Below are 14005 nucleotides of genomic sequence, written 5' to 3'. Positions count from 1 at the left end.
GGAGAATCCGCATGAGTCTGCCGCGTATCGCCGTTGATGCGATGGGCGGTGATGAAGGCGTGCGCGTCATGGTCGAAGGGGCTGCGCTTGCGCGGCGCCGCCATGACAAGTTCAAGTTCCTGCTGGTGGGTGACGAAGCGCGGATCAAGGCCGCGCTCGAATCCCATCCCGGCATGGCTGGGGCCTCCGAGATCCTGCACAGCGACGACGTGGTCGGCGGCGACGAGCTGCCGAGCCGCGCCTTGCGCCGCGCAAAGACCACCAGCATGGGTCTGGCGGTCAATGCCGTGAAGCAGGGCGATGCCGGCGCTGCGGTCAGTGCCGGCAATACCGGCGCGCTGATGGCGATGAGCAAGCTTGCGCTGCGCACCATGCCCGGTCTTGATCGGCCGGCGCTTGCCGCGTTGCTCCCGACGCTTACCGATAATGATGTGGTCATGCTGGACCTTGGCGCCAATCGCGAATGCGATGCGCGCAATCTGGTCCAGTTCGCCATCATGGGGGCTGCCTATGCCCGCGTCGTTACGGGGCGTGAACGGCCGCGCACGCGCCTGCTCAACATCGGTACCGAAGAAACCAAGGGCACCGAAGATATCCAGGCCGCCGCCGAAGCGCTGCGCGCCGCGACCGGTCTTGCCATGGACTTCGAAGGCTATGTCGAAGCTGACAAGATCAATCGCGGCGAATGCGATGTGGTCGTGTGTGACGGTTTTTCCGGCAATATCGCTCTCAAGGCCATCGAAGGGGCGGCACGGTTCGTGACCGATCTGCTGCGCCAGGCATTCACTTCCAGCGTGCGTTCCAAGATCGGCTTCCTCGTGTCGCGCCCTGCCACCGAATTGCTGCGCCACCATCTCGATCCCAACAATCACAATGGCGCGGTCTTCCTCGGCCTCAACGGTGTGGTGGTGAAAAGCCACGGCAGCGCCAATGCCAAGGGCGTCGCCAACGCTGTCGAGGTTGCTGCCCGGCTGCTGGAGGACGACATTACCAACCGCATCAAACACGATCTTGCCGCAGTCGGCACAGAAGGATTGGCAGCCAAGTGATCCGCTCCGTAATCACGGGAACCGGCTCGGCGCTGCCGGCCAATTGCGTCAGCAATGCCGATCTGGCTGAACGTGTGGATACCAGCGACGACTGGATCGTCGAGCGCACGGGTATCCGCCAACGCTACATCGCTGGTGAAGGCGAAACCACCTCCACCCTCGCTATCGACGCATCGCGCAAGGCGCTTGCTGCGGCAGGGGTCGACGCTGGCGAAATCGGCCTGATCATTCTGGCCACGGCCACGCCCGACCATACCTTTCCCGCCACGGCCACGCAGGTTCAGGCGGCTCTGGGTTGCGGCGGCGGTGTCGCCTTCGACGTCCAGGCCGTGTGTTCGGGCTTCCTTTACGCGCTGGCCACAGCCGATTCGCTGCTGCGGACCGGCATGGCGAAGAAGGCGCTGGTGATCGGGTCCGAAACTTTCAGCCGCATTCTCGACTGGGACGATCGCACGACCTGCGTACTCTTCGGTGATGGCGCGGGCGCAATCGTGCTCGAGGCGAAGGACGTGGCCGAAGACGGCCCGGGCATCCTCGCCAGCCGCCTCCATGCAGAAGGCGCGCACAAGGACATGCTCTATGTCGACGGCGGACCGTCCACTACGGGTACCGTCGGCAAGCTGCGCATGAAGGGCCGCGAGGTTTTCCGCCACGCCGTGGTCAATCTGGCCGATGTGCTGCGCGAAGTGCTCGAAGAAACCGGTATGAATGCCGCGGACATCGACTGGGTGGTGCCGCATCAGGCCAATGCCCGCATTCTCGATGCCACCGCGCGCAAACTCGATTTGCCATCCGAAAAGGTGGTCGTCACCGTCGATCGTCACGCCAACACCTCGGCCGCGTCCGTGCCGCTGGCGCTCGACACGGCCGTGCAGGACGGTCGCATCAAACAGGGCGATCTCGTCATGTTCGAAGCGATGGGTGGCGGCTTCACATGGGGCGCATCGCTCGCACGTATGTAGGTGCGGCCAAAAATACGCCGAGCCGATTTGCCAGAACTGCGGCAAACCTCTATATTGCTTGGCGAAGTTTGAATTTGGGTCGCATTCTCGCTCAGGGTCGCATCTGGGGGGAAAGAAAGAATGAATATTACGCGTTCCGTAGGCACACTGACACGGGCCGACCTCGCTGAAACCATCAACCGCAAGATGGGTCTCAGCCGCGCTGAATCGCTCGACATGGTCGAAGCGATCCTGGCCAAGATCTGCGATGCTCTGTCCGATGGCGAAAACGTGAAGATCTCCGGTTTCGGCAGCTTCGTTCTGCGCGACAAGTCGGAACGGGTCGGCCGCAATCCCAAGACCGGGGTCGAAGTGCCGATCACGCCGCGCCGCGTGATGACCTTCCGCGCCAGTCAGCTCCTGAAAGAGCGGATCGCGAACGGCTGAGGATATCCGCATGGCGAGTTTCGACGACGGTAAGGACAGCGGCGCTCTGCGCACCATCGGCGAAGTCGCCAAGGCCACCGGCATCAAACCGCATGTGCTGCGTTATTGGGAACAGCAGTTCCCCACGCTCAGGCCGCTCACCCGCAGCGGCGGGCGGCGCTATTACCGGCCCGAAGATATCGAACTGGTCGAACGCATCGAGCGCCTCGTCAATCGCGAAGGCTATACGCTGAAAGGCGCGAAAGCCGCCTTGCGCGGCGCGTCCGATCAGCAGGCGGCACCGCAGGGAGCGGCAGCGCCGGAATCGCCGCCAGCCGCTGACCTACTCCGCCAACTCGAAGCAATCCGCAACGATCTCAAGGCAGCCCTCGCGGCCTGAAACCGATTTCTCACGGCTCCGGAGCGTAGGGCCGCGATGCCGTGGTTGCCGTGCCGAGGTAAAGTCGGCCCGAATAGGGGGCCTCGGGATCTTCTTCGATCACCGAAGATGGCTCGCGAATTGCAACGAGCACTGCCGAGAGAACGGCGGAACAAAGAAGCAAGTTCATCCACATTTTCATTCGCTTGACCGCGAAGTGCTGTCGAGCAAGATGCCTGCTTCCGACCTCAATTCGCGACAGTTTAGCACCTTGCCAAGAGCGGACAGTCAGCAAACGACCCGATTGCGGACTATCGGCGTCTATCGCTAGCCTACCGCTCTCTAGGGGGATTTTATGGAAGCGATTTGGAAGCTTTGTGTTGCGTTGGTTGGGGTCGTCCTGACGACCAGTTGCGAACATAGCTATAATCGTTCGCTAGGTGATGAAGCCTGTGATGTTACGGGTAAAGCTTTTCATTATGTTGATGCGGCTGGCACTGTCATCACAATACTCGATGAAGATGATGGATATACCGTATCTGGGCCAGGCATTCACTCGGCGGATGTTGATCACCTCTTCTTCCACGCAACTAGGAGTGGAGTAGATGTCTTCGTTCGGAATTACGGCGCCATCAACGCTCGCCTGCTTCAAGGGAAAGAATGGACAGGCAATGGGCTGGATTGCAGGGCGTCGCGCGACCAAACTACGTCGTCATCCGAAGTGTCCTGCGTCAATATCTTTGGCGACATAAACGGTTATCACTACCGACCGGGAGTGGGAGTGGATGAGATTTTCACGATAATAAATGGCCATAAATTTGCCGCCAAGCTAAGCGGCCCCGAAGGTTTATTCTTAAATTGCGCATTTTAGCCCCCGATTGGGCTCGTCTTCATGTCCGCATTCCACCCCAATTTCGGTCAGAGTGGACGATCGGCTAACGAACCCATTGCAGACGTCCATCAGTCAGCTAAGCTTTGCATGTGGGGTATCTCAAACATGCTTCGTCTGCTCTCTTAATGGTAGCTTGCGTCGGATGCTCACCGGCACCTTCCTCTATTTGCGCAATGCCACAGAACCGGCACTTCTGGCAGGGAGTAGAAGTGGCATGGAGCGGCGAGGTCATCGACGTCATGGCCCCTCCTCACGGGGGTAGAATACACTTCACCGATTACAGGTGTGGCGTAAACATCGAACTCGATCCTGACACAATTCCGAACCTCTACTCCGCTTCCGAAGACTGGTCTGGCCACCTAGCAGTTGCCGACTTCGAGGTGAGGGGGCGTTTGTCCTACAAGGATGGAAAGGTAGTGCTTCGTCCCGAACAGCTTACGCAAACGTCGCCATGGCTGATTGGCGAGGGATTTGACGGTTACATGGAAAAGCGGCGGGCCGCCCTTCTGGAAAAGGGCTTGCCCACGATCCCTCCGCAATGACCGCTCCCCACCCCATTTCAGCCGTTCCAGCTGTTGGCGACTGTGCCCCATAGCGGACTAGCAGCTTCGCGCTTGTTTTGGCCAGGAGCGGAAATTTAGCTAACGACGCCATTGCGGACATAGAAGCGTTTCGCCAGATTTCCCTGAAACGGTTACTCTATCCCAGTGCTTGGTGGTACCGTGGATGGCACGTCAATAATTCTCAGGTCGTACTGGCCGGGTGGCAACATCAGTACGACCTCTTCATCGGGGCGGATAGCGACCCGGTCTACGGGAATTGATGCGAGGTTTTCGCCGACAGGACGCGCCTCAATTACTCGCCAACCTTCTGAAGGATACAAGTTCGCTTGGATGGGGACAGCCTTATCGCCTGCCTGCTTGCGCCAGAGTGGACGCTTCCCCTCGAATTGCGCATCTGGATGATCGACCACAAGATCGAAGCCTCCCACAGGTTGATCTGCAGGTAGCTCGGCGAAACGAAGACCCTCGCTCCCGCCACGGCATGTTGTCTGCGAAATGGTAAGCGGGTCAATGCCAGTCATGTCTTTCAGGCGGGCAGCCATCCAACGCGCGCCGCTTTGCTTTGGAACTTCTACCGCGTGAGAGTAACCAACATGCACGATCAACTTGGTGCCGGGATGGTCACGTAAAAAATTTGAGAGATTGCTTGCCTGCCCTTCCTCGCGAAGAGCAATCTGCTCATCCACAGATAGAGTTTCCTCGTTCTCTCGGTGGCGAGCTTCATAAGGAAGGACTTGATATTGCTTCGCCTTTGCTAACCTCCCAAGGCGACCAAATGCCGCCTCCGAAAGATAGTATCCATCTTCATCCTCAAAATAAGGCAAATCTGGTGTTCTCAAGAACGAGGGCAAATACCGCTCGGGCGTGTCAGGAAGTGGATTGGCCAGCGCCTCCATCGCGAGGGTGTTGTAACCAAGTGGGCGTAGCCGCTTTAGAACTTCGGCAGTAAAACCGCGATGCTCTGAGCGCTCATGGCTCTCGTTGATAATGACGATCGACGTCTCGCGCGCTCGATCTTCTATTTCGGCGAAAACATCGCGCATTGACGCCGCAGGCGAGCATCCGGTTGCCTGATAGTCATCGCTGGTATCGGCGATCAGATCTTCCCTGCCAAAAAGGCTGAGTATCTGCCCCGCCGTCTCTTCTGCCAACGGATTGGAGGGGTTGATTTCACCCAGCGCGGCAAACTTGTATCCCAACATAGAATTTGCCGGAGGAAGTGTGACAAACTCGGACGACCGGACCGATACGTCCCGCTCCCGTGCCGAACCGCCTTGAGGCTGCGTGGTCATGCATCCAGTCAGCAACAAGCTGATAAAGACGTCACCAAACGTCACAGGTCGAAAATTCAGCATGGGATAAAGCTAGCGTAACTAATGACGACGTTCCAGTAAGACGTGTCGCAAAGCCGCCAGTCAGCTTCCCACCCCAAAAGCAGCTGATAGCGACGCTTGAAAATGCACCCAGCAGCGGCCCTCTGGCGCTCCACCTTTCCTCGCCAAAACCACTCCCTACTCCTCGCATCACTCCGACGGGATCAGCGTGAGCTCCGTCTGCCTGCCATCCAGAAACCGCACCTTTTCACCGTCGAACCAGGCGTCTTCCTCGGACCGGAAGTCCACCATTTGTCCGCCCCATTCGGGTACGGCATTGTAACTGGTCAGTTCGATCGACCAGGCGGTGTCGGGGCGCAGGGCGTATTCGCCGCGGGGATCGCCGTTCTGATTGTCCCAGAAACCGATGGGCGTTCCCGCGCCGTGTCCGTGGAAACCGATGGGGTGCGAATAGATCGACGGCATCAGTCCCTGTGCGATCGCCTTGGCGCGCGCGCGTGACAGGATCTCGTTTCCGCTCAGCCCGGTTTCGAACGATTCCAGCAGCGCATCCTGCACGCGGTTCGTCGCGGCAAGGCCGTCTGTCAGCCCTTGCGGGGCGGAGGTTTCGCCCGGTTTCAGCACATAGGCCAGATGCTGCGTATCGGTGTTCAGCCGCAGATAGGTGATGCCGAAGTCGGTCCACAGCAGATCGCCCGGCTGGATCACCGTGTCGCCGCGCAGCATCACTTCCGCGCCTTCGCGCTGGATGCCGACCGACGGGTGGAACCAGGGTGTCAGGCCCAGCGACGCCAACGTGTCGCGGTACCACCATTCGACATCGGCCGCGGTGGTGGCTCCGGGCGTGATGACTTCGCGGGAAAAGGCGCGGGCGATCAGCGCATGCGCGGTCCGCACGATGCCGGGATAGATTTCCATCTCTTCCGGAATGCGGTGCTCGAGCCAGCGTGTCGCCAGCGTTTCCCCCGACACGATGCGATCGCGGTAGGTTTGCGGCAACGCCGCGCTCATCAGCCGGTACTGGCTCAGCGTCATCCCGTCGCCAAAGGCGCTAAGGTCGGAAAAGTTTATCGCAATCTTCTGTGGATCGCGCTCTGCCACGATATCCGCCACCGCCTGCCACTGGTCGGGTTGCGTACCCGGCTCCCATGCCGCTTCGAACAGATCGCCGAGCCCGTAGCGGCTCACGGTCAGCCGCTCCACCGGCTGGCCTTCGCCCGGATCGTAAAAGACCAGGATGGTGCGGCGCCGCGCGCTCATGCTCTGCCCGTCCAGCATGGTCGCGATGACGGGCTCCTCGAAATATTCGCGCGCCATCAGCACCCACATGTCGATGCCCTCTTCGCGCATGATCTGCGGCACTACCGTGTCGAGCCGTTTGGCCAGGATGCGGTCGATGACCTCGGCACGCTCCCGCATCGACAGCAGTTCCGGCATGTCCGGGGCGGCCTCTTCGCTATCGCTCATGGCGATCTGCGGCGGCGCGGCGTCCTGCGCATGGGATGGCGATGCGGCAAGGGCGGCGCACAGCAGGGCGGCCCTGATCGGAAAACGCATTAACATTGTCGGAAAAATTCTCCCCTCGGGCCGGCCAGCCTATTCCGCGGCCAGCAATTCCTCTGCTCCGCCAAGGTCCACGCTGACGAGACGGCTGACGCCCTTTTCGATCATCGTCACGCCGAACAGGCGGTGCATCCTGCTCATGGTCACGGCGTTGTGGGTGACGATCAGATAACGGGTCTGCGTTTCGCGCACCATCGCGTCCAGCAGGTCGCAGAACCGGTCGATATTGGCATCGTCCAGCGGCGCGTCGACTTCGTCCAGCACGCAGATCGGTGCCGGGTTGGTGAGGAACAGGCCGAAGATCAGCGCGGTGGCGGTCAGCGCCTGTTCGCCGCCCGAAAGCAGGGTCAGCGATTGCAGTTTCTTGCCCGGCGGCTGGGCGAAGATTTCCAGCCCGGCCTCAAGCGGATCGTCGCTGTCGATCAGCGCAAGATGTGCCTCGCCCCCTTCGAACAGCCGGTTGAACAGGCGCTGGAAGTGATCGTTGACCTGCTCGAACGCCGTGCGCAGCCGCTCGCGCCCTTCGCGGTTGAGATTGCCGATCGATCCGCGCAGCCGGCTGACCGCCTCGCGCAGTTCCTCCTGATCGGCGGCATTGGTGCCATGCTCGCTCTCGATCCGCTCCAGCTCGTCCGCGGCGACGAGATTGACCGGGCCGATGCGCTCGCGGCTGGCGGTCAGGCGGTCCATCTCCTCGCTCTCGGCCTCGGCGGCCCGGATGGCGTCCTCGTCGAATTCGAAGCGCTGGGGCAGCAGCGGCGGCGGGCACTGGAACCGCTCGCCCGAGATGCGAGTCATCTCGATCCGGCGGCTGTCCTGATTTTCCGCGCGGGCGGCAAGGCCAGCGCGGTTCTCGCGCGCATCGGCCAGCGCTTCGTTCGCTGCGGCAAAGGTGCGGTCGGCGTCCTGTGCGGCGCTCCCTGCCTCGGCCACCGCCTGTTCGGCTGCGGCAAGTTCGCGGGTCAGCCGGTCGCGGACCTGATCGCCCTGTTCGATCTCGCGTATCAGCCCTTCCGGCTTGGCGGCGACGATCGCGCGTTCTTCCTCGATTTCCTCCGCCCGGATTTCCATCTCGGACAGGCGCCGTGCGGCATCGCCGCTGCGGGCCTGCCAGTTAGCCATGTCGCTGCGCTGGGCCGATGCCCGCTCGCGCGCCACGGCCAGCGCCTGGTCGTGGGCGGCCAGTTCTGCCGCGCGGGCCTGCAGGTTCGACCGGGACGCTTCGTTTCTGGCACGTGCGGCTTCCAGCGATGCGCGACCGGCTGCGGGATCGGGCAGGGCATCGCGCTTGGCCTCGGCAGATGCGAGATCGGCCTTGGCCGAGGCGATCACTTCGCCATGCTCGGCCTCGCTGCGGTCGAGCTCTTCCAGCCGCGCCGCCAGTCTCTCGCGCGCGGCTTCGGCCTGATCCAGTGCGCGCAGCGCCTGACGCTCCGCATCGGCGGCGCCGGCCAGTTCGCGTTCCGCGGCGATCAGATCGCGCTGGACATCCGTCAGCTGCCCGGCAGCCCGATCGAGCGTCTCACTGGCCTGTGCCGCAGCGTCTTGCAGGGGAGGCAGGCGCTGCTCGAGTTCGACAAACCGGTTCTCCGCCTCCAGCCGCGCGGCCTCCGCGGAACCTTCGCCGCGCACCACCAGACCGTCCCAGCGGCGCAATTGACCCGCCATCGTCACCAGCGCATGGCCCGGCTTCAGCGCGCGCCCATCGTCCTCTTGCGCGACATGCACCAGTGCCAGCAAAGCGCGCAGTTCCGCGGGACAGCTCTCGACATGGGCCGACAGGCTGTCCTCCACGGGCGACGGCGCATCGGCCCCGGTCCAGTACCGCCCCTCCGCATCGCCGTCCGGCACGCCCAGCAGCGCCTTGCCATCGCGGCCCAGCGCCGCGGCGACGGCGCGCTCGTATCCCTTGGCGGCCCGCACGCCGTCGATCGCCTGCTGGCGCCCGCTACGCTTGGACATAGCCCGCTCGCGCGCCTCCCGGTCGCGCTTCAGCGCTTCCCACTCGCGCTGCACGCCCGACAGCTCGGCCCTGGCTTCGGCGAGGTGCGAGGATGCCTCGTCGCGCTCGGCCTGTAGCTCCGCCTTACGCGCCTGCATGCCCTCCAGCTGTGCGCGAAGGCTCGCAAGCAATGACCCCGCGTCTTCGGCTGCGGCTTTGGCAGCATCGACATCGGCATCCGGATCTTCACCGGCCAGCGCGGCGCGCTGCTGCGCCATGCGGCGTGCTTCCGCCTCGGCCCGTTCGAGGCGGGCTTTCGCCTGGGCGATCTCGGCTTCGGCCACGCGCCACTCCGCCTCGACCCCGGCGTTGTCCGCTGTCGCCTTGGCCAGCGCGAGTTCGGCCGTGCGGCTGTCCCGCTCGGCCTGTTCCTGCGCGCGCTCGAGGGCAGGGCGGCGTTCCTCGTCCGTGGAGAGAGCCTTCTCGCTCTCGGCCAGGTCGCGCTCCAGCTTCGAAAGCGCCTCTGCGGCATCCCGCGTCAGCCGGTCTGCATCGCCCTTGTCGGCTTCGAGCCGCGCCTTCTGCCGGTCGAGATCGGCGAGCCGCTGCTCGGCAGCTTCGAGCTGAGTGCTCAGCGCCGCCATGCGGTGCCCGTGCGCGCTCGCATCGTCCCGGCGGTCCGCCTGTTCCTCGCGCGCTTCCGCCAGCGCTTCGGCGGCCGTCCGCTGCGCCTTCTGCGCCTCGTCCGCAGCCTTCTGCGTTTCACTTACCCTGGCTTCGGCAGCCGCCGCCGCTTTCTTCGCCTCTTCCGCAGCCGCCGCCGCGTCGCGCCAGCGGGCGAAGACCAGCCGCGCTTCGGCGGTCTTTATCTCGTCGGACAGCTTGCGATAGCGTTCCGCCTGCTTGGCCTGCCGCCGCAGCGAGGCGATCTGGCTGTCGAGCCCGGCCATGATGTCTTCGAGCCGTTCGAGGTTTGTTTCGGTTTGCCGCAGTTTGCTTTCGGCATCGCGCCGCCGCACGTGGAGGCCCGCGATGCCCGCGGCTTCTTCGAGCATCTGGCGCCGTTCGGTGGGCCTGGCGGCGATGACCTGCGCGATCTTGCCCTGGCTGACGAGGGCAGGGCTGTGCGCGCCGGTGGCCGCATCCGCGAAGATCAGCGCCACGTCCTTCGCGCGCACGTCGCGCCCGTTCAGGCGATAGGCGCTGCCGGCGCCGCGTTCGATCCGCCGGACGACTTCCATCTCGTCGCCGTCATCGTCCGCGCCGTTGAGAACGACTTCGGCGAAATCACGCTGCGGGCGGCTTTGCGTACCGGCGAAAATGACGTCTTCCATCCCGCCCGAGCGCATGGACTTGGGCGAGTTTTCGCCCATCACCCAGCGGATCGCCTCGAGCAGGTTGGATTTGCCGCAACCGTTGGGGCCGACGACACCCGTCAGCCCCGGTTCGATATGCAAGGTGGAGGGCTCGACGAAGCTCTTGAAGCCACTCAGCTTGAGCTTCGAGATCTCCATTCCTGTCCCGGCCCCCCGTTGCCAGCTTTACCTGGCGCCGGCGCGCTGCAGTATCGGTTCAAGCCCGGCCCAGGTGTTGGCATCGACATCGCGGCCGTTCAGCTTGAAGGTCGGGGTGCCGGTAATGTCGAATTCGCTGCCGTAACGCTGGGTGAAGTTCGCCTGTTCTTCCAGCTTGGCGGTATCGGCCAGGCACTGACGTCCCTGATCTTCGCTAATCCCGCGTGCGGCGAAAAAGTCGAGATAGCCCATCTGTTCCGCGGCCACCACGAAGCGTTCCTGCATCGGGCGCTGCATCGCTGCTTCGAAAGCGGCCTGATTGGTCTGGATCGGCTGCATGATAGTTTCGTAATTCATCCAGACCTGGTCCGATAGCGGCAGGACCGCTTCTACGGGGCCGCATTGGGTCAGCCGGCCAAGCAGCAGGTCGAGCGGGCCATGGATGGCGTATTGGCGCAGTTCGAAGCTGACGACGCCGCTGTCGATATATTCCATCAAGGGCTCGCTGCCTTCCACCGCGAACCGTGCGCAGGTCGGGCAGGTGAGCGAGCCGTATTCCATCAATTTGAGCGGGGCGTCGGGATTGCCGACGAGTACGCCGCCATCGTCGGTCATGACTGCCGTGCTGCGCCATTCCGTACCTGCGGGTGCGGGGATGGCGGCAATGGCATCGCCCTTGATTTCACCGGTTTCCTCTGCACCCGATCCGCAGGCGGCCAGCGCCAGGGCAAGCGGAGCGGCAAGGGCGAAACGCAAGGTCTTGGTCATGAAAATCCTCGTATCTATGCTGGGGAGGCTATGCCGGGGGATGTCCCCAAGGAAAGGCGCTATTATGCGTATCCACAGGGCTTTCCCCCGAAAAACGGGTTAGCGGTCTTCAGATTGCGTCCTTGAGACGTTTTTCGAGCGAAGGCCAGTCATGCGCTTCGAGCAGCTTGCCATCGAGCACGAAGCTCGGCGTGCCCGTAAGCTGGTACTTCGCAACATCGGCTGCCGAAGTATCGGCCAGAGCCTTCGCTTTCGCTTCGTCGGACAGGCACCGGTCGAGATCGGCCCGGCGGTAGCCACGGGTTTCCATTATTTCGTAGAAATCGAGGTCGCTGGCGATCGCCTGGAACCGCGCCGAATTCGTGCCGAACTGCCAGCGCGAACGCTGCGCCTGCGTCGCATTGCGCGCCTTGTCCATCCATTCGTCGAAACGATACATGATCGCTTCGTGATTGCCGCCGAACTTCTTTTCATCGCCGCAGTGGGTCAGCAACGCGGCGGTCAGATCGACGGGGTCGCGGATCAAGTGGCGGACTTCATAGCTGATCTTGCCGGTGGGAACGTAGGACAGCTTGATTGCCGCATCGCCCTTGCGCGCGAATTCCGCGCAGTGAGAGCAGGTGTAGCTCATGAATTCGATCAGCTTCTTTTCGGCTTCCGGGTTGCCGAAAAGATGCCCGCCATCGGATGCCTGCAGCATGCCGGCCCAGTTGCCGCCGGGCTTCATCAAGCGTTCCTGCGCATTTGCGCCAAGAGCCAGCGTGCTCGCACCGACCAGCGCGAGCGCTGCCATGGCCAACGATTTGATTTTCACTTTATGTCATCCCCGTCTTCTCGAGACCCGATGCTGCGCGCCAGCGATTCCAGCACCGTACGCAATTCCGGGTCTCCGATATCGCGCAGACTGTCACCCAATTCCATCGGAATCGGTTTGAGCGAAGGCGGCGCTTTCTGCGCCTCTCTTCCCGGTGGTGGCTTAACCTCGCCTTGCCGCAGCTTGATCCGGGCGACGGCACAATATCCGAAGAACCGGTTCACCCGTTCGATTATTTCCGGAATGACCTGCTGGACCAGCGGCGCATGTGCAGGTTTGACCACCAGATGCATGATGCCTTCGGATTTCTCGCCCGGCGGGAAACGGATCATTTCGGGTGTGCATGTCCGGGCGTGTATTTCGCCCACGATTTCAGGCCAGCGGCTGACGACCGAGCTCTGGACGAAGCCGTAACGGCGAAACGCGCTGCGTCCGATCTGCGGCATGAGGTCGCTGATAGGCTTGGCTACGCCGCCGCGTGGACGCCGGTAGTGTCTCGCCTCGGATTTTGTCTTGTCGCTTCCCATATCGCCTGGCTCCATGCCATAGGCGGGCGGTGGCCGCCACTGTCTCTGACAATTTGCTCGACTGGTATGACGCGCATGCTCGCGAACTGCCATGGCGCGCGCAGCCGGGAACGCCTTCGCCGGAACCGTACCGCGTCTGGCTGTCGGAAGTCATGCTCCAACAGACCACTGTCGCCGCGGTGAAACCCTATTTCGAAGCGTTCCTCGCGCGCTGGCCCAATGTGGAGGCGCTTGCGGCAGCGCCCGAAGAAGACGTCATGGCGGCGTGGGCGGGGCTGGGCTATTACTCGCGGGCGCGAAATCTCGTGAAATGCGCGCGGGTCGTGGCCGAACTGGGGCACTTTCCCGAAACGGAAAGCGACCTTCGCAGATTGCCGGGCCTCGGGGCCTATACCGCTGCGGCAATCGCAGCGATCGCATTTGAAAAACGTGCCGTGGTGGTCGATGCCAATGTCGAGCGCGTCGTCGCGCGACTGTTCGCTATCGAGGAACCGCTGCCGGCCGCCCGCAAGGCCATTCGCACAGCAGCCGATGCCATCACACCCGATATGCGTGCCGGCGACTTTGCGCAGGCCATGATGGACCTGGGCGCGACGATCTGCACCGCGCGCGATCCCAGATGCCTCCTGTGCCCCTTGTCGAACGCCTGCAAGGCAAGGGCCGAGGGCGATCCGGGACGATTGCCGGTCAAGGCCCCGAAGAAGGCGAAACCGGTGCGACAGGGGCAGGCCTACTGGATGGAAAACGATGGGGCCGTGTGGCTTGTCAGGCGTCCCGGCACCGGCATTCTCGGCGGCATGCGCGCCTTGCCTGACGATGGCTGGAACGCCCGCTCCAGCGGTTCGATGCAAACGCCATCACCGGGGATATGGGAGAGCGCCGGCGTCGTGCGCCACACCTTCACCCATTTCTCGCTCGAGCTGACGGTCCTCACCAGCCTCGGGGCGAGCCAGCCTGAAGGCCAAGGCGAATGGTGGCCGATCGACAGCCTCGACGAAGCAGGTCTGCCGACCTTGTTTGCCAAGGCTGCCCGGGTGGCGAAGTCGGGTTAGATAAGCCCGCCGCCAAGCGACAGCCGGATCGCTGCAATCAGCAGAACGATGAGGCAGAAATTCCTGCCCCCGTTGCTCGACGAAAACTGGCCAAGCACCACGCCGATCACGATCAGCGGCAGTGCGAACCAGTTGGCCCAGCCGAGAAGAGGAATAGTCGCCGGAATGACGACGACGAGGGACACGAGTCCGAACAGGATTGAGAGAAGGTTCAGCATGTGTTCGGTATGGGTAAAGCACC

15 protein-coding genes are annotated in these 14005 nt (G+C 62.8%); 7 read left to right on the top strand and 8 right to left on the bottom strand.

Annotated elements, in window-relative coordinates; genetic code table 11:
• Positions 1 to 11: 11 nt before the first annotated feature.
• The 4 genes from plsX to K3177_RS07055 all read left to right on the top strand — a co-directional run bounded on the left by plsX (position 12) and on the right by K3177_RS07055 (position 2816).
• Complete coding sequence (gene plsX, locus K3177_RS07070; protein WP_196846500.1) at positions 12 to 1049, top strand: phosphate acyltransferase PlsX; 1038 nt, start codon at positions 12 to 14, stop codon at positions 1047 to 1049.
• Entirely contained in the window at positions 1046 to 2011 is a 966-nt protein-coding gene (locus K3177_RS07065; protein ID WP_345725368.1) for a beta-ketoacyl-ACP synthase III, read from the top strand. The genes plsX and K3177_RS07065 overlap by 4 nt, the downstream gene beginning before the upstream one ends.
• Positions 2012 to 2131: 120 nt before the next feature.
• Positions 2132 to 2437, top strand: coding sequence for an integration host factor subunit alpha (locus K3177_RS07060; protein ID WP_221597696.1), 306 nt, complete (start codon positions 2132 to 2134; stop codon positions 2435 to 2437).
• Between the two features lie 10 nt (positions 2438 to 2447).
• A complete protein-coding gene (locus K3177_RS07055; protein ID WP_221597695.1) occupies positions 2448 to 2816 on the top strand; it encodes a MerR family transcriptional regulator in 369 nt (122 codons plus the stop codon).
• Positions 2817 to 2826: 10 nt separating this feature from the next.
• On the opposite strand, the gene K3177_RS07050 is transcribed toward K3177_RS07055, so the two are convergent.
• Positions 2827 to 2985, bottom strand: coding sequence for a hypothetical protein (locus K3177_RS07050; protein ID WP_221597694.1), 159 nt, complete (start codon positions 2983 to 2985; stop codon positions 2827 to 2829).
• A gap of 165 nt (positions 2986 to 3150) precedes the next feature.
• On the opposite strand from K3177_RS07050, the gene K3177_RS07045 reads away from it, so the two are divergent.
• Together K3177_RS07045 and K3177_RS07040 are read left to right on the top strand one after the other, a co-directional pair.
• Positions 3151 to 3666 carry a hypothetical protein gene (locus K3177_RS07045; RefSeq protein ID WP_221597693.1) on the top strand — a complete coding sequence of 172 codons (516 nt, stop codon included), beginning with the start codon at positions 3151 to 3153 and terminating at the stop codon, positions 3664 to 3666.
• Positions 3667 to 3860: 194 nt separating this feature from the next.
• A complete protein-coding gene (locus tag K3177_RS07040) occupies positions 3861 to 4229 on the top strand; it encodes a hypothetical protein (protein ID WP_221597692.1) in 369 nt (122 codons plus the stop codon).
• Between the two features lie 152 nt (positions 4230 to 4381).
• Here K3177_RS07040 and K3177_RS07035 read toward each other — a convergent pair whose 3' ends face one another.
• The 6 genes from K3177_RS07035 to K3177_RS07010 form a co-directional block, all read right to left on the bottom strand.
• On the bottom strand, positions 4382 to 5605 hold the full coding sequence (locus K3177_RS07035; protein WP_221597691.1) for a hypothetical protein: 1224 nt from the start codon (positions 5603 to 5605) through the stop codon (positions 4382 to 4384).
• Between the two features lie 168 nt (positions 5606 to 5773).
• The gene (locus K3177_RS07030; RefSeq protein ID WP_247714321.1) at positions 5774 to 7141 is read right to left on the bottom strand and encodes a M24 family metallopeptidase; all 1368 of its coding nucleotides are present in this window, start codon (positions 7139 to 7141) and stop codon (positions 5774 to 5776) included.
• A gap of 39 nt (positions 7142 to 7180) precedes the next feature.
• Entirely contained in the window at positions 7181 to 10603 is a 3423-nt protein-coding gene (locus tag K3177_RS07025) for an AAA family ATPase (protein WP_221597690.1), read from the bottom strand.
• A gap of 27 nt (positions 10604 to 10630) precedes the next feature.
• Positions 10631 to 11371: a thioredoxin domain-containing protein gene (locus K3177_RS07020; protein ID WP_221597689.1), complete on the bottom strand. Its 741-nt coding sequence runs from the start codon at positions 11369 to 11371 to the stop codon at positions 10631 to 10633.
• Positions 11372 to 11480: 109 nt separating this feature from the next.
• Entirely contained in the window at positions 11481 to 12185 is a 705-nt protein-coding gene (locus tag K3177_RS07015) for a thioredoxin domain-containing protein (protein ID WP_103023099.1), read from the bottom strand.
• Positions 12182 to 12727: a DUF721 domain-containing protein gene (locus K3177_RS07010; protein ID WP_221597688.1), complete on the bottom strand. Its 546-nt coding sequence runs from the start codon at positions 12725 to 12727 to the stop codon at positions 12182 to 12184. The genes K3177_RS07015 and K3177_RS07010 overlap by 4 nt, the downstream gene beginning before the upstream one ends.
• Positions 12728 to 12741: 14 nt before the next feature.
• Between K3177_RS07010 and mutY the strand changes: the two genes are divergently transcribed.
• Positions 12742 to 13764, top strand: coding sequence for an A/G-specific adenine glycosylase (gene mutY / locus K3177_RS07005; protein ID WP_221597687.1), 1023 nt, complete (start codon positions 12742 to 12744; stop codon positions 13762 to 13764).
• On the opposite strand, the gene K3177_RS07000 is transcribed toward mutY, so the two are convergent.
• Positions 13761 to 13982: a hypothetical protein gene (locus K3177_RS07000; protein WP_103023102.1), complete on the bottom strand. Its 222-nt coding sequence runs from the start codon at positions 13980 to 13982 to the stop codon at positions 13761 to 13763. The genes mutY and K3177_RS07000 overlap by 4 nt on opposite strands.
• Positions 13983 to 14005: the final 23 nt, after the last annotated feature.

It is taken from the genome of Qipengyuania pacifica (genome assembly GCF_019711555.1).
GTDB classification, from domain to species: Bacteria; Pseudomonadota; Alphaproteobacteria; order Sphingomonadales; family Sphingomonadaceae; genus Qipengyuania; species Qipengyuania pacifica.
The sequence above is the reverse complement of the archived record's forward strand: the minus strand, read 5'-3'. Positions and strand labels throughout refer to the sequence as shown.

Bases quoted from the DNA above. Each gene is read 5' to 3' on its own strand.
- K3177_RS07060 (WP_221597696.1), top strand. From the start codon at position 2,132: ATGAATATTACGCGTTCCGTAGGCACACTGACACGGGCCGACCTCGCT.
- plsX (WP_196846500.1), top strand. From the start codon at position 12: ATGAGTCTGCCGCGTATCGCCGTTGATGCGATGGGCGGTGATGAAGGC.
- K3177_RS07000 (WP_103023102.1), bottom strand. From the start codon at position 13,982: ATGCTGAACCTTCTCTCAATCCTGTTCGGACTCGTGTCCCTCGTCGTC.
- K3177_RS07010 (WP_221597688.1), bottom strand. From the start codon at position 12,727: ATGGAGCCAGGCGATATGGGAAGCGACAAGACAAAATCCGAGGCGAGA.
- K3177_RS07020 (WP_221597689.1), bottom strand. From the start codon at position 11,371: ATGACCAAGACCTTGCGTTTCGCCCTTGCCGCTCCGCTTGCCCTGGCG.
- K3177_RS07030 (WP_247714321.1), bottom strand. From the start codon at position 7,141: ATGCGTTTTCCGATCAGGGCCGCCCTGCTGTGCGCCGCCCTTGCCGCA.
- K3177_RS07025 (WP_221597690.1), bottom strand. From the start codon at position 10,603: ATGGAGATCTCGAAGCTCAAGCTGAGTGGCTTCAAGAGCTTCGTCGAG.
- K3177_RS07055 (WP_221597695.1), top strand. From the start codon at position 2,448: ATGGCGAGTTTCGACGACGGTAAGGACAGCGGCGCTCTGCGCACCATC.
- K3177_RS07040 (WP_221597692.1), top strand. From the start codon at position 3,861: ATGCCACAGAACCGGCACTTCTGGCAGGGAGTAGAAGTGGCATGGAGC.
- K3177_RS07045 (WP_221597693.1), top strand. From the start codon at position 3,151: ATGGAAGCGATTTGGAAGCTTTGTGTTGCGTTGGTTGGGGTCGTCCTG.
- K3177_RS07050 (WP_221597694.1), bottom strand. From the start codon at position 2,985: ATGAACTTGCTTCTTTGTTCCGCCGTTCTCTCGGCAGTGCTCGTTGCA.
- K3177_RS07035 (WP_221597691.1), bottom strand. From the start codon at position 5,605: ATGCTGAATTTTCGACCTGTGACGTTTGGTGACGTCTTTATCAGCTTG.